The organism is Brevundimonas sp. S1H14, from assembly GCF_047716865.1.
GTDB classification, from domain to species: Bacteria; Pseudomonadota; Alphaproteobacteria; order Caulobacterales; family Caulobacteraceae; genus Brevundimonas; species Brevundimonas naejangsanensis.
In genome coordinates this window covers 2317874-2331786 of the sequence record NZ_CP136679.1, presented here as the reverse complement: position 1 = coordinate 2331786, position 13913 = coordinate 2317874, and the positions used below count along the sequence as shown (strand labels likewise).

The following is a 13913-nucleotide window of genomic DNA, read 5'->3' as shown; positions in this document are numbered from 1 at the left end:
GGCTTACCCCGCTACCAGTTTGGGCGTGACGACCGAGGTTCGGGCGCCTCGGTCCCGACGAAGCGCCGCGACGGCGTCCTCGTTCAGTTGAAGGCCGAGGCCCGGCCCGTCCGGCACCGTCAGGCAGCCGTCGGCGTAGTGCAGCGGCTCAGCCAGCAGTTCTTCGGTCAGCAGCAGGGGGGCGAACAGTTCGGTGCCGAACTCGATCTCGGGCAGGGTGGCGAAAAGCTGGGCTGAGGCGATGGTGCCGACCGGGCCTTCGAGCATGGTGCCGCCGTAAAGGGCCACTCCCGCCGACTGGGCGACGCCCGCCAGCCGTTTGCACTCGGTCAGGCCGCCCGCCTGGGCGATCTTGAGCGCAAAGACATCAGCCGACTGGCTGCATGCAAGGGCGTAGCCGCTCTCGGGTCCGTGCAAGGCTTCGTCGGCCATGATGGGGACCAGGCCCATCGCCGTCAGCCGGGCCATGCCCGCTGTCGCATGGGCGCGGACTGGCTGTTCGACCAGATCGACGCCCGCCTCGGCCAGCAGGGGCAGGGCGCGTTTGGCGGCGGCCTCGCTCCAGGCCTGATTGACGTCGACGCGGATGCTGGCGCGGTCGCCCAGGGCGCGTTTGATGGCTGCGACGTGGGCCACGTCTTCCTGCACCGGCCGCTTGCCGATCTTCAGCTTGAAGGCGGTGTGGCGACCCGAGGCCACCATGCTTTCAGCCTCGGCGATGTCCTGAGCGGTGTCGCCGCTGGCCAGGGTCCACAGCACCGGCAGGCGGTCGCGGACGCGTCCGCCCAGAAGCTCGCTGACCGGCACGCCCAGACGCTTGCCCTGAATGTCCAGCAGGGCGGTCTCGACGGCGTTTTTGGCGAAGCGGTTGTCGATGATCGAGCGGCGCAGGCGCTCCATGATCACCGCCGGGCGGGTGGAATCGGCGCCGACCAGCAGGGGGGCGAAATAGGCGTCGATCGCCAGCTTGATGCCTTCAGGACTCTCGCCGCCGTAGTTCAGGCCGCCGATGGTGGTGCCTTCGCCGACGCCCTCGATCCCATCGGCGCAGCGCAGGCGAACCAGAACGATCGTCTGCGACTGCATGGTCGCTACGGAGAGGACATGCGGTCGGATCGTGGGCACGTCGAGGATGATTGTCTCCACGACCTGAATGGCTGATCCCTGCACCTGTCGTCTCCGCATCCTTCAGTGGAGGTCAGCCTAGGGCGCGTCTGTGATGATCTAAAATGCCGTTTTGTTCGTATTTGATATCAAATCGGCATCAAGTCGAATGCGAGGCGCCACGCGGCGCCGACCCATGCGCGAGGTTGATATCGCGATGGGCCGACGTGCGGGCCGCGTGGCGGAGCTCCTTGATCAGTGTTCGACATCCTCCGGCTGACGACGTTTCACGGCCCTGGCCGCGAAAGTCGGCAGCACAAGCAATGTCAGGGCGGTGGCGCTCAACAGGCCGCCGATGACCACGGTGGCCAGCGGCTTCTGAACCTCAGCCCCGGCCCCGGTGGCGATGGCCATGGGAATGAAGCCGACGATGGCGACCAGGGCCGTGGTCAGCACCGCCCTCAGACGACTGAAGGCGCCGAACAGGGCGGCGTCGCGCGGCGTCTGCCCTGTCTGCAACCGCTCTCGGATGGCCTGCATCAGCACCAGTCCGTTCAGGGTGGCGACGCCGGACACGGCGATGAAGCCGACCGCCGCCGAGACGGAGAAGGGCATCCCCCTCAGCAACAGCGACAGCGCCCCGCCGACCAGCGCCAGCGGCACGCAGGCGAACACCAGCCCCGCCTCCGCGAACGACCCCAGCGCCATGAACAACAGGATGCCGATCAGGACGAAGACGACCGGAATGACCAGTCCCAGTCGCTGTTCGGCCCGCTTCAGGTTCTCGAACTGGCCGCCCCATTTGAGCGAATAGCCTGCGGGCAGGCTGACCTGCTGGTCGACCTGCTTCTGGGCGTCGGCGACGAAGCCGCCCAGATCGCGGCCGCGCACATTGGCCTGAACCACCATGCGGCGGCTGCCGTCGTTGCGGCTGATCTGGTTCTGGCCCTCCTTCACCTGAATGCGGGCGACCGAGGACAGGGGGATGGCTGCGCCGCTGGCCGTGGTGACGGGCAGGGCGTTCAGGGCGGCGGGGTCGTTGCGCTCGGCGTCGGACAGGCGGACCACCACGTCGAAGCGGCGGTCGCCCTCGAAGATCTGACCGGCCTCCGCGCCGCCGATGGCCGCCGAGACGGCTTCGGACACATCCGCCGCCGACAGGCCGTAGTTGGCGGCGGCGAAGCGGTCGACGCTGACCGTCAGGGTCGGCAGGCCGGACGCCTGCTCCACCCGCACGTCGGCCGAACCGGGCGTGTCGCGCAGAGCGTTGGCGACCTGATCCGCCGTCTTCTGAAGCTGGGCGAAGTCGTCGCCATAGACCATGACCGCCAGATCGGTGCGGACGCCCGAGATCAACTCGTTGAAGCGCAGTTCAATGGGCTGGCTGAACTCGAAGGCGTTGCCCAGCTGGCTTGAGGCGGCCTTCTCGATGCGGTCGATCAGCTCTTCCTTCGACAGGCGCGGATCGGGCCATTCCTTGCGTTTCTTCAGCACGATGACGGCGTCGGAGATGTTGGGCGGCATGGGGTCCACCGCCGCCTCGGCCGTGCCGGTGCGCGAGAAGACGGTCTTCACCTCGGGCTGGGCCTTGATGGTCCGTTCCAGCGCCATCTGCATGGCGAGGGACTGCTCCAGCGAGGCCGAGGGCACGCGCAGCGCCTGCATGGCGATGTCGCCTTCGTCCAGCGTGGGGATGAACTCGCGCCCCAGCAGGGTGAAGGCCAGGGCGCCGATCAGCAGGGCGCCGAAGGCCGAGGCCAGCACCGTTTTGGGATGCGAGACGGCGGCGCGGATGGCCGGTTCGATCCAGCGGCGCGCGTGGCGCAGCAGGAAGGTCTCATGCTCCTCGGCCTCGCCGTTCTCGTCGACGTGGACCGTCTTGGGCTCCTTGACCAGCAGGGCGGCCATGGCCGGGACGAAGGTGAAGGAGAAGATGAAGGCGCCGACCAGGGCCAGCATGACCGTGGCGCCCATGGGGATAAAGGTCTTGCCCTCGACGCCTTCCAGCATCAGCAGGGGCGTGAAGACCAGAAGGATTATAAGCTGGCCGAAGGCGGCGGGCTTGACCATCTGGCGGGCGGCGGAGGCGGCGACGCCAAGGCGTTCATTGCGGGTCAGGGCGCGGCCCAGATCGGCGCGCTTCTGGCCCAGACGCAGCAGGGTGTTCTCGACCACCACCACGGCGCCGTCGACCAGCAGGCCGAAGTCCAGCGCCCCCAGACTCATCAGGTTTCCGCTGATGCCGAAGCGGTTCATGCCGATGACCGCGAACAGGAAGCTGATCGGGATCATCAGGGCCGTGATCGTCGCAGCGCGGATGTTCCCCAGCAACAGGAACAGCACGACGATGACCAGCAGGGCGCCTTCGGTCAGGTTCTTGGCCACCGTCTTGATGGTGGAGTTGACCAGGGCGCTGCGGTTCAGCACCGGCTCGGCGACGATGTCGGGCGGCAGGCTGGCGCTGATCTGCTCCAGCCGTTCGGCGGCGGCCTGGGCCACGGTGCGGCTGTTCTCGCCCGCCAGCATCAGAGCGGTGCCGATCACCGCCTCGTGGCCGTCGCGGCTGGCCCCGCCCAGACGCGGCGCCTGGCCGATCTCGACCACGGCCACATCGGCGACCCGAACGACCAGGCCGTTGCGGTTGACCACGGGCGCCTGGGCCAGATCCTCGACCGTCTGGGCCAGGGCGTCGGTGCGCACGGTCAGGGCCTCGCCCGCACGCTGGATATAGCCCGCGCCCGCTTGCGTGTTGGCGCGGTCCAGCGCCTGGATCAGATCGTTCAGGCTGAGGCCGTAACCCGCCAGCCGCGCCGGATCGGGCCGGACGGCGTATTCCTTCACATAGCCGCCGTTGACATCGACGCCCGCCAGACCGGGCGCCGTCCGCATCCGGGGCGCGATGATCCAGTCCTGAACGGTGCGCAGGTAGGTGGCTCGCGCCTGCGGCGTATCCAACCGCTCGCCTTCGGGCGTCAGATAGGCGCCGTCGGGTTGCCAGCCGGGACGGCCCGCGCGCGCCGTCCTGGCGTCGAAAGGCGTCAGATCGACCGTCCACATCAGGACTTCGCCCAGGCCGGTGGTGATGGGCGACAGGGCCGGTTCGACGCCCTCGGGCAGATTCTCGCGCGCCTGCGCCATCCGTTCGGCCACCTGCTGACGGGCGAAGTAGATGTCGGTGGCGTCGCTGAAGATGACCGTCACCTGGCTGAAGCCGTTGCGGGTCAGGGAGCGGGTGCTCTGTATCCCCGGAATGCCCGCCATCGCTGTTTCCAGCGGGTAGGTGACCTGACGCTCCATCTGTTCGGGGGCCAGGGCCGGGGCCACGGTGTTGATCTGCACCTGTCGGTTGGTGATGTCCGGAACGGCGTCGATCGGCAGCTTGGTCAGCTGGAACAGGCCCCAGGCCGCGACCAGCGTCGTGGCCAGGATGACGAACCAGCGGAAACGGACGGACGCCTCGATGATCGCTTTGAACATGATCGCCCTCCCTTAATGGCCGTGCTCGGCTTCGCCCTTGGCCAGTTCGGCCTTGAGCAGGAAGGCGTTGGCCGCCGCGACCTTTTCGGTCCCGGTCAGGCCGCGCAGGATTTCGGTAGAGCCCCCGGCCTGCCGGCCGGCCAGCACGGGCTGGGCGCGGAAGCCTTGGCCGGTCTGAACGAAGACCACCGTGGCGCCGTCGACCGTCTGCACCGCCTCGGACGGCACGGTCAGGGCGCCGCCGGACTGGCCTTCGGTGACGACAGCTCCGGTGACGGGCGATCCGGCGGGGGGCAGGCGGCCGCTTTCGGGCCGGGCGCGGATCACGGTCGCGCCGCTGTCCTGTAATCCGGCGTCGGCGGCGACGCCGGTGACGAGGGCGTCGAACTCGCCTTGCGGTCCCGTGACGCGCACGTGCGAGCCGAGGCGCACCTGGGCCGCCAGCTGCGGCGGAGCGTTGAAGACCAGCTCGACCCGCGCCGGATTGGTCACTTCGGCCACGACCGCGCCCTGACCGACGAAGCCGCCGGGGCCGACCTGAACATTGGTGACGACGCCCGCGATGGGGCTGACGATGCTCATCCGGCCCGAGGCGTTGGGCGAGCCCGCCGCCGTCGCCCGCGCCCGCGCGGCGCGGGCCATGGCCTCGGCGCTGGCGGCCTGAGCCTGCGAGGCCTCGACCTCCTGACGGGCGACGACGCCCTGATCGGCCAGATTGCGGTTGCGCTGATGCGCCTGACGCGCGGCGGTGGCGGCGGCCGAGGCCGCGTCGATCTCTGCGCGTAAGGCAGCGCCGTCGCCGCTGATCAGACTGACCAGAGGCTGGCCTGCGCGGACCGCCTGGCCCGGCGCGACCAGCACCCGTTCGACCGTGCCGCCAACCACGGCGCCGACGGCGGCGCGCGCGTCCACCATGGCCTCAACCCGACCGGACAGGCGCGTTTCGCCGCCCCCGCCGCGCGAGACGGAGACGACGGAAATGCCCGCCGCCTGAAGCTGTTCGGCGGTCAGTTCAATCACGCCCTTGGGCGTTTCGGCGGTTTCGCCCGTGGTTTCGCCTTCGGGCCCGGCTTCCTTGACAGCCGCGACGGCGCTGGGCGGGTCATGCCGGACGAGAGACAGCGTCAGCCCGCCGATCCCCAGCATGAGAACAGCGGCGACGCCGACGAGCAGGGCTTCTTTCTTCGACAAGGTATTGCGCATCAGCGACTTCCTTCAAAGGGGAGGCGGCCTTCCAGGCGCGCCAGGTCGATCTCGGCGCGGACACGCGCCATGCGGGCGTCGACAGCGGCGGATCGGGCGTTGATCAGAGCCGCGCGTCCGGTGCGCAGCTCCAGTTGCGAGATGCGTCCCGCCTCTGCGCCGATGCGCGACAGGCGATAGGCCTCCTCGGCCGCGCTCACGCCTGCATCGGCGGCTGACACGCGGCTGGCGGACGACGCCAGACGCGCCACCGCGGCGGCCCGGTCGGCTCCGGCGTCCTGACGCGCCTGCATGACGCGGGCCTCGGCGGCCCGGTGTTCGGCGCGGGCCGCGTCGATGTTCCCCCGGTTCCGGTCGAATAGCGGCAAGGGCAGGCTGAGGCCGAAGGTCAGGGCCGTCTGGTCCTCGGCGCCGAAGCGGGTCACGCCCACGCGGGCGGTGACATCGGGGCGGCCGTTGATACGCTCGATGTCGATGCGGCGCTCGGCCGCCGTCGCCTCGGCCTCAGCCACGCGCACCGTGGGCGCTTCGCGGTCGGAGAGGGACAACCGGGTCGCCGATGCATCCAGCAGTCCGGCATTGATCGAGGTCGCGGGGGTCGGCAGCATGGCGACGGCGCTCAGCCGGGCGAAGGCGGCGTCACGCTCGGCTTTGGCCTCGTCCAACGCGGCGCGGGCGGCGGCGGCCTCGCTCTCGGCCTGTATGCCGCGCAGAAGAGGCTCTCGCCCTTCCTCGACCAGGGCCAGCGCCGCGCGGGCGTCGGCCACGGACAGGCTCAGCGCCTCTTCGGCCAGGGCCGCGCGACGCTGGGCCGCTTCGGCTTCGGCATAAATCAGGGCCAGCCGGCCGGCCGTATCGATCAGGGCGAGGTCGCGTCTCAGAGACGCCGCGCCCGCATCGGCGCGGGCGGCGTTCACCCTGGCCGGACGTCGACCCCACAGTTCAAGATCCTGGCTGAAGGACAGGCTGAAATCGCCGCCTCCAAAGCCGTTATAAGGGCCGGACCCGGCGACGTTCTCGGCGCTCAGGTCCAGACTGGGGTTGGGGCGGACGCGGGCCTGGCGGACACGCGCCTCGGCGGCGTCGACAAGGGCGGCGGCTTCTGCGGAAGCGGGCGTCTGGTCGAGGCGAGCGACAAGCTCGGCATAGGTCGGAGCGGGGTCGGCCCACGACGGGGCGGCCGACGCCGCGCCCAGCAAGACGAGCGCGCAGCCGAGCGCGCAGCCGATCGCGAGGCGCGATCGACGACGATGCAGCGATAACATGTTTGATTTCCAGAATTACTGAACAGGAGCGCGCACGACTGCGCGAATCTCAGCTCAGGCTCTGGGAGGGCGCTTCAGGCCTTCGGGCGCGCAGGAAGCCAGACGATCGTTCAGCGGGCGGCCATGTTCGACATGGGCCGGCAGACCGATGAGAACGAAATCGCGCGAGGGATGCCGTTCGCTGGCGGTGTGATGGCAATGGCCGTGGGCGCACAGGCCGGGTTCGCCGCCTGAGCCGTCATGATCCCCGGCCGAAGGGTCGTGGTCGATCACCTGGTGGGCGGCCAGCGGTTCGGGCCCGCAGGCGGCGGCGTCGGCGATGGGCGCAATGGCGAACGCCGCGACGACCAGAGTCAGCGCGGCCAACAGTCTCGCCAATGTCGTCATCGACCAAGCCATTGCAGGTTTAGGTAGGGGCGGCCGAAATCGAAAGCAATCTGTTATAAGGTTCGGGTTGTTGCGATGCGATCGTCAGTCACCAGATCCACGGTCACGTCCTGCCGATTGATGTTTTTGTCCGTGTGCGTCGTTGATCTGTGCGTGTCGGAAGCAGGTGGTCTGGTGATCGTTCACCATACCGACCGCCTGCTGAAAGGCGTAGACGATGACCGGGCCGCAGAACTTGAAACCACGCGCCTTCAAGGCTTTGGCCATGGCGACGCTTTCTGGCGTCTGGGTCGGGGCGTCGCGGAAATCTCTCCACTGATTCACCCGCGGCCGGCCGCCGACGAAGGACCACAGCCAGGCCGAAAAGTCCTCGCCGTTGTCGCGCATGTCCAGCCAGATGCGGGCGCCGTTGATGGCGGCGTCGACCTTGGCGCCTGAGCGGATGATGCGGGGGTCGGCCAGCAGGCGCGCGCGGTCGGCCTCTCCATAGCGGGCGATGATCTCGGGATCGAACCCGTCGAAGGCGTCGCGCATTCCCTCGCGCTTTCTCAGGATGGTGATCCAGGCCAGCCCGGCCTGAAAGCCGTCCAGAACCAGCTTTTCCCACAGGGCGCAAGGGTCGTATTCGGGCACGCCCCATTCGGTGTCGTGATAGGCGATGTAGAGCGGGTCCGTTGTCCCGCACCAGCCGCAGCGGCCTTCAGCCTTTTCGGATTCGGTCATGGTGCGAGGTTGCGGGAATGTTCTGACGGCGCAAGTGAACAATCATCCCCGTTATCCTGCGGTCTCGCTCCGCTTCGAGGCTTGCCGGAGGATGACGGGGATGGGAGCGGGCCTGCAAAAAGGCCCGGCGACGACGCCGGGCCCCTCAATGCGCCGAACGCGAAGCTTACAGCCGCTCGACCGTGAAGCCCTTCGCCGTCAGCATGTCGATCACGCTGTCCTGATCCATCAGGTGGGCGGCGCCGACGGCGACGAAGGCGGTGCCTGCGCCCTGCATCATCGTCTCGATCTGGTTGGTCCAGTCGGCGTTGCGCTCGATCAGGGCGGCGCGGTGGATGTCTTCATGAATGTCGCGGGTGTTGACGCGGTTCAGGCGGCCCGCCTCGGCGGCGTCGCCCTTCAGCCAGGCGGCGACGGTATCATCCAGATTGGTGACGATGCCGTCTGCGTTGCGGACATAGTTGTTCAGATAGGCGACCTGAGCCTCTTCGCTCATGCCCGCGATCAGGCGGACCTGGATGTCGGCGGTTTCAAAGCCGTGCAGCGCCTTGCCCTGCGCCCTGGCGCGATCCATCAACGTCTTGTCGACGCCCGCCTCGGACCGATAGCCCGCGTTGGTCGGGCCCGACATGGAGATCATGAAGGCCGCCAGCCACGGACGATAGGCGTCCAGCGCCGCGCCTGACGCGCCATTGGCCTGAGCGACCTTGTCGAAGGCGGCGAAGTCTGCGGCCGACAGGATGGACGACAGGGGGCGGGACGGATCGACGCCATGCTGCTGGATCACCGGCATGACCACGGCCTGATCGTCCTGATCGGCGATCTCGACCCAGATGTCGGACGCGCTGGCGAAGGCGGCGTCGACCTTGTCTGAGCCCCAGGCCGTGCCGGGACGCAGCACATGGACCGTGCCGAACAGATAGACGGTGGAGTCCGCGTCTCTGACCACCCACAGTGGCGGGCCGGCGCCCTCGGCGCGGGGGATGGGCGCCGCGGAAACCGAGCCGGGGGCTTCGGCGTGGGCGACGCCGGGGGCGGCGGCGAGGGCGGCGGAGGCGGCCAGGGCGGCCAGCAGTCCGGCGGCGAAGCGCGAGACACAGTTGGCCGTTTGGCCCATGCGGTGTGCGATGGTCATTGAGAAGTCCTTGAATTTTAGAAATTTTGTTTAAGGCGAGATCAGATCAGGCGATGAAGATGGCTTCGATCGGCTGGCCGAAGAGGCGGGAAATGCGGAAGGCGAGGGGCAGGGAAGGGTCGTAGCGGCCCTTCTCCAGCGCCTGGATGGTCTGGCGCGAGACGCCCAGGCGCTCGGCCAGATCGGCCCGGGTCCAGTCGCGTTCTGCGCGGAAGACCTTCAGGCGATTGACGAAGGCGCTGGTCATCGACGGGCGATCCACCAGCCGCACCAGGCGAGGCCATAGCCGACGGCCTGGGCCGCGAAGACGGCGAAGACGCCCAGGGCGATCAGGGCAGCATCGGTGTGCGGCACGGCGGCGGGCAGCAAATTCACGCCTGCGAGGGCGGCGATGACGATGGCCGCGCCGCCGACGACCAGGCCCAGATTGCCGCCCCACCACCAGGCCCATTTGTGCGCCTCTTTGGCGGCCTCATCCAGGGCGCGCCACCAATAGAGAGTGTGCAGGGCGGTGAAGACGGCCAGTCCGGCGGCCAGGACGACAACGCCGATCGACGGCGCGCGGCCCCAGGCGTCGGGCCAGAAGGGCGTGGCGGCGGTGGCGCTGACTCCGACCACGGTCAGGGCGCACAGAACGACGGTCAGGTCGTCTATCTTCTTCTTGTTACGGGCGGCGGCTTCGCCTGCGGTGGTGATCTGGGTATTCATGACAAGCTCCCCTGTCGTGTTGACAAGTGAGCTTTACCAACGGGGTCGCGCTTACGTCAAGCGACTTTTACATCGCGACAAGCAGATTTTCCGTTCTTTCGAATTCAGCCTTGAAAATCAGGGATCCAGTCGGGCTTCGCGACCCGCACGGAGCGGCCCTCGACGGTCAGGTCGCCTTCCATGCGGTCCAAGCGCATCAGGGCGATGGCGCGCCCCTCGGCGCCGGTCATGACTTCGCCCGCCCGCAGGTCGCCGTTCAGCACCTCGGCGCCGCGTTCGGGGGCGGGGCCGTCGAAGGTGATGGCCATCATGCGGTTTTTGATCGTGCCGCGCCGCTTCATCCGCGAGGTCGTCTCCTGACCGATGAAGCAGCCCTTGTGAAAGTCGATGCCGTTCAGCAGGTCGAAGTCCGCCTCGATCGGATAGGTCTTGTCCTGCAGCGTGTCGGCTGTGGGATCGGGCACGCCCAGCGTCAGGCGGTGCGCCTGCCAGTCGGCCTCTGTCGCGTCGGTCTCGCTCTGATCTCCCCAGCGGCGGCCGCCCAGCGCCGGCAAGCGAGGATCATCGACAAAGCCGTCCGGCCTGTCGGCGCCCCAGGCGACGAAGACAGCGTCGGGAATCGCCATCACATTTACGCTGGAGCGCAGCCTGTACATCGACAGACGCTGGAGCAGGGCGTCGCGCCGGTCGGCCGCCACATCCAGAATGACGCCATCCTCCTCGCCCCAGATGAACAGGTCGAACATCAGGCGTCCCGGCGGCGAAAGCAGGGCGCCGAAGCGCAGTTCGCCGGGCTGCAGCGTCTCCACGTTCTGGGTGAGCAGGTTATGCAGGAAAGGGCGGGCGTCGGGGCCGTTGATGCGGATCAGGGCGCGACTGTCGAGGCGGGCGATAGGCATAAGGCCTAGATAGGCGGCCTCGACCGCTTCCTCCAGTGCGTCACGCTGCGCCCCGGTTCTGCCGGACGAAACATCCCCTCACGGATTGTTGCAACTGCAGCCTCGCCTTCGCAGGTGCAGCGCGCTAGTGAGGGCGTCCGTAAGGCGGGACTCAGAATATACCCGCACCCTTCTACATATGCGGGGCTGGGACCCGCAGTCAGACCACGGTTCAGGAACTGCGAAATGACCAAGTGGGTGTACGGCTTTGGCGGCGGATCCGCTGACGGCGACGCTTCGATGAAGAATCTTCTCGGCGGCAAGGGGGCGAACCTGGCCGAGATGTCGTCCCTCGGCCTGCCGGTGCCGCCGGGGTTCACCATCACGACCGAGGTCTGCACCTGGTATTACGCCAATGAAGAGACCTATCCGACCGACCTGACCGATCAGGTCAAGGCGGCCCTGGCCCACGTCGAGGGCGTGGTGGGCAAGACCTTCGGCGACGCCGCCAACCCCCTGCTGGTCTCGGTGCGCTCGGGCGCCCGCGCCTCCATGCCGGGCATGATGGACACGGTGCTGAACCTGGGCCTGAACGACCAGACGGTCGAGGGTCTGGCCAAGCTGTCGGGCGACCGCCGCTTCGCCTTCGATTCCTACCGCCGCTTCATCACCATGTACTCCAATGTGGTGCTGGGTCTGGGCCACGACTATTTCGAAGAGGTGCTGGACGACCACAAGGATCGTCTGGGCGTCTCGGTCGACACTGAACTGACCGCCGAGAACTGGGAAAAGGTGGTCGCGGACTACAAGGCCCTGGTCGAGCGTGAGTTGGGCAAGCCCTTCCCGCAGGATCCCCAGGCCCAGCTGTGGGGCGCCGTCGGCGCCGTGTTCGAAAGCTGGATGAACGACCGGGCGAAATTCTATCGCCGCATGCACGACATCCCCGAAAGCTGGGGCACGGCCGTCAACGTCCAGTCGATGGTGTTCGGCAATATGGGCGAGACCTCGGCCACCGGCGTCGCCTTCACCCGCAACCCCTCGACGGGCGAGAACAAGCTGTACGGCGAGTTCCTGATCAACGCCCAGGGCGAGGACGTGGTGGCCGGCATCCGCACGCCGCAGTCGCTGACCAAGGCGGGCCGCGAGGAGATGGGCGAAACGGCTCCTTCGATGGAAGAGGCCATGCCTGAGGTCTTCGCCCAGTTCGTCGACGTGGTGGGGCGGCTGGAAAGCCACTACCGCGACATGCAGGACATCGAGTTCACTGTCGAACAGGGCCGTCTGTGGATGCTGCAGACCCGCAACGGCAAGCGCACGGCCAAGTCGGCGCTGAAGATCGCCGTGGATCTGGCTTCGGAAGGCGTCATCTCTCAGGACGAGGCGGTCAGCCGCGTCGAACCGGCGGCGCTGGACCAACTGCTGCACCCGACGCTGGACCCCAAGGCGGCGCGCACCGTGGTGGCGGCGGGCCTGCCCGCCTCGCCGGGGGCAGCGACCGGCAAGATCGTCTTCGACGCCGACGAGGCCGAACGTCTGGGCCAGCAGGGCGACGCCGTCATCCTGGTCCGCGACGAGACCAGCCCTGAAGACATCCACGGCATGCACGCGGCGCGCGGCATCGTCACGGCGCGCGGCGGCATGACCAGCCACGCGGCGGTGGTGGCGCGCGGCATGGGGCGCCCCTGCGTCTCGGGCGCGGGCGAAATCTCGATCGATGAGAAGGCGGGGACCTTCACCGCGCGCGGCCGTACCTTCAAGGCCGGCGAGGTCATCACCATCGACGGCGGCAAGGGCGAGGTGCTGGACGGCGCCGTGGCCATGATCGAGCCGGAGCTGACGGGCGATTTCCAGACGCTGATGGGCTGGGCCGACGGCATCCGGCGCCTGAAGGTCCGCGCCAACGCCGAGACCGCCCTGGACGCCAAGACCGCGCGCGGCTTCGGCGCCGAGGGCATCGGCCTGTCGCGCACCGAGCACATGTTCTTTGACGACGACCGCATTGCGGCGGTGCGCGAGATGATCCTGGCCGATGATGAGGCGGGCCGTCGCGCCGCCCTGGCCAAGATCGCGCCGTTCCAGAAGGCCGATTTTATCGAACTCTTCGCGATCATGAGCGGTCTGCCGGTGACCGTGCGTCTGCTGGACCCGCCGCTGCACGAGTTCATCCCGCACACCGAGGCTGAAATCGACGCCCTGGCCGCGCATCAGGGGCTGGACGCGGCCAAGCTGAAGCGTCGGGCCAGGGAGCTTCAGGAAACCAACCCCATGCTGGGCCATCGCGGCTGTCGCCTGGGCGTGGCCTATCCGGAAATCTATGAAATGCAGGTCCGCGCCATCCTTGAGGCGGCGCTGCAGGTGAAGGCGTCCACCGGCGTCGCCCCGATCCCGGAGATCATGCACCCGCTGGTCGCCCTGGGCCTGGAGATGAAATATCTGCGCGAGCTGACCGACCGCACGGCCAAGGCCGTCTTTGTCAAGGCGGGCGACAGCGTGGACTATCTGGTCGGCACCATGGTCGAACTGCCGCGCGCCGCTCTGCGCGCCGCCGATCTGGCCGAGCACGCCGAGTTCTTCAGCTTCGGCACCAACGACCTGACCCAGACGACTTTCGGCATCAGCCGCGACGATTCCGGCCGCTTCCTGCAGGTCTATCTGGACAAGGGCATCTTCGAGAACGACCCCTTCGTTCGTTTGGACCAGAACGGCGTAGGCGACCTGATCCGCATCGCCGAGGAGCGCGGTCGCGCGGCCAAGCCGGGCATGAAGATGGGCATCTGCGGCGAGCATGGCGGCGACCCGTCGTCTATCGCCTTCTGCGAAGAGGTGGGGCTGGACTACGTCTCCTGCTCGCCCTACCGCGTGCCGATCGCCCGTCTGGCGGCGGCGCAGGCGGCGCTGGCCGCCCGCTCGGGCGTAGAGCGCGAGAAGGACCGTTAAGGTCGGCTCTCAAAATCGATAAGGAAAGGGCGATCCGAAAGGGTCGCCTTTTTCTTGTCTTATAATAGTCGCTCTTGAAGGAACGTCGTGTGTGCT

General features: G+C 68.0%; 11 protein-coding genes. 1 reads left to right on the top strand and 10 read right to left on the bottom strand.

The window, feature by feature from the left end:
* Nucleotides 1-3: 3 nt before the first annotated feature.
* From RSD66_RS11415 to RSD66_RS11370, 10 genes are all read right to left on the bottom strand, one after another.
* Nucleotides 4-1170, bottom strand: coding sequence for a muconate/chloromuconate family cycloisomerase (locus tag RSD66_RS11415; protein WP_415287848.1), 1167 nt, complete (start codon nucleotides 1168-1170; stop codon nucleotides 4-6).
* A 189-nt stretch (nucleotides 1171-1359) separates the two neighbouring features.
* The gene (locus tag RSD66_RS11410; protein WP_415287847.1) at nucleotides 1360-4581 is read right to left on the bottom strand and encodes an efflux RND transporter permease subunit; all 3222 of its coding nucleotides are present in this window, start codon (nucleotides 4579-4581) and stop codon (nucleotides 1360-1362) included.
* 12 nt (nucleotides 4582-4593) lie between these two features.
* Entirely contained in the window at nucleotides 4594-5784 is a 1191-nt protein-coding gene (locus tag RSD66_RS11405; RefSeq protein ID WP_415287846.1) for an efflux RND transporter periplasmic adaptor subunit, read from the bottom strand.
* The gene (locus RSD66_RS11400) at nucleotides 5784-7049 is read right to left on the bottom strand and encodes a TolC family protein (RefSeq protein WP_415287845.1); all 1266 of its coding nucleotides are present in this window, start codon (nucleotides 7047-7049) and stop codon (nucleotides 5784-5786) included. Before RSD66_RS11400 ends, RSD66_RS11405 begins: the two co-directional genes overlap by 1 nt.
* Nucleotides 7050-7103: 54 nt before the next feature.
* Nucleotides 7104-7415 carry a hypothetical protein gene (locus RSD66_RS11395; protein ID WP_415287844.1) on the bottom strand — a complete coding sequence of 104 codons (312 nt, stop codon included), beginning with the start codon at nucleotides 7413-7415 and terminating at the stop codon, nucleotides 7104-7106.
* Between the two features lie 105 nt (nucleotides 7416-7520).
* A complete protein-coding gene (locus RSD66_RS11390; protein WP_415287843.1) occupies nucleotides 7521-8159 on the bottom strand; it encodes a DNA-3-methyladenine glycosylase I in 639 nt (212 codons plus the stop codon).
* A gap of 166 nt (nucleotides 8160-8325) precedes the next feature.
* Complete coding sequence (locus RSD66_RS11385; RefSeq protein ID WP_415287842.1) at nucleotides 8326-9294, bottom strand: TraB/GumN family protein; 969 nt, start codon at nucleotides 9292-9294, stop codon at nucleotides 8326-8328.
* Between the two features lie 46 nt (nucleotides 9295-9340).
* A complete protein-coding gene (locus RSD66_RS11380) occupies nucleotides 9341-9541 on the bottom strand; it encodes a helix-turn-helix transcriptional regulator (RefSeq protein WP_415287840.1) in 201 nt (66 codons plus the stop codon).
* Nucleotides 9538-10002 carry a hypothetical protein gene (locus RSD66_RS11375; protein ID WP_415287838.1) on the bottom strand — a complete coding sequence of 155 codons (465 nt, stop codon included), beginning with the start codon at nucleotides 10000-10002 and terminating at the stop codon, nucleotides 9538-9540. Before RSD66_RS11375 ends, RSD66_RS11380 begins: the two co-directional genes overlap by 4 nt.
* 104 nt (nucleotides 10003-10106) lie before the next feature.
* On the bottom strand, nucleotides 10107-10901 hold the full coding sequence (locus RSD66_RS11370; protein ID WP_415287837.1) for a YgfZ/GcvT domain-containing protein: 795 nt from the start codon (nucleotides 10899-10901) through the stop codon (nucleotides 10107-10109).
* A 225-nt stretch (nucleotides 10902-11126) separates the two neighbouring features.
* Between RSD66_RS11370 and ppdK the strand changes: the two genes are divergently transcribed.
* Nucleotides 11127-13817: a pyruvate, phosphate dikinase gene (gene ppdK / locus RSD66_RS11365; RefSeq protein ID WP_415287835.1), complete on the top strand. Its 2691-nt coding sequence runs from the start codon at nucleotides 11127-11129 to the stop codon at nucleotides 13815-13817.
* Nucleotides 13818-13913 lie beyond the last annotated feature (96 nt).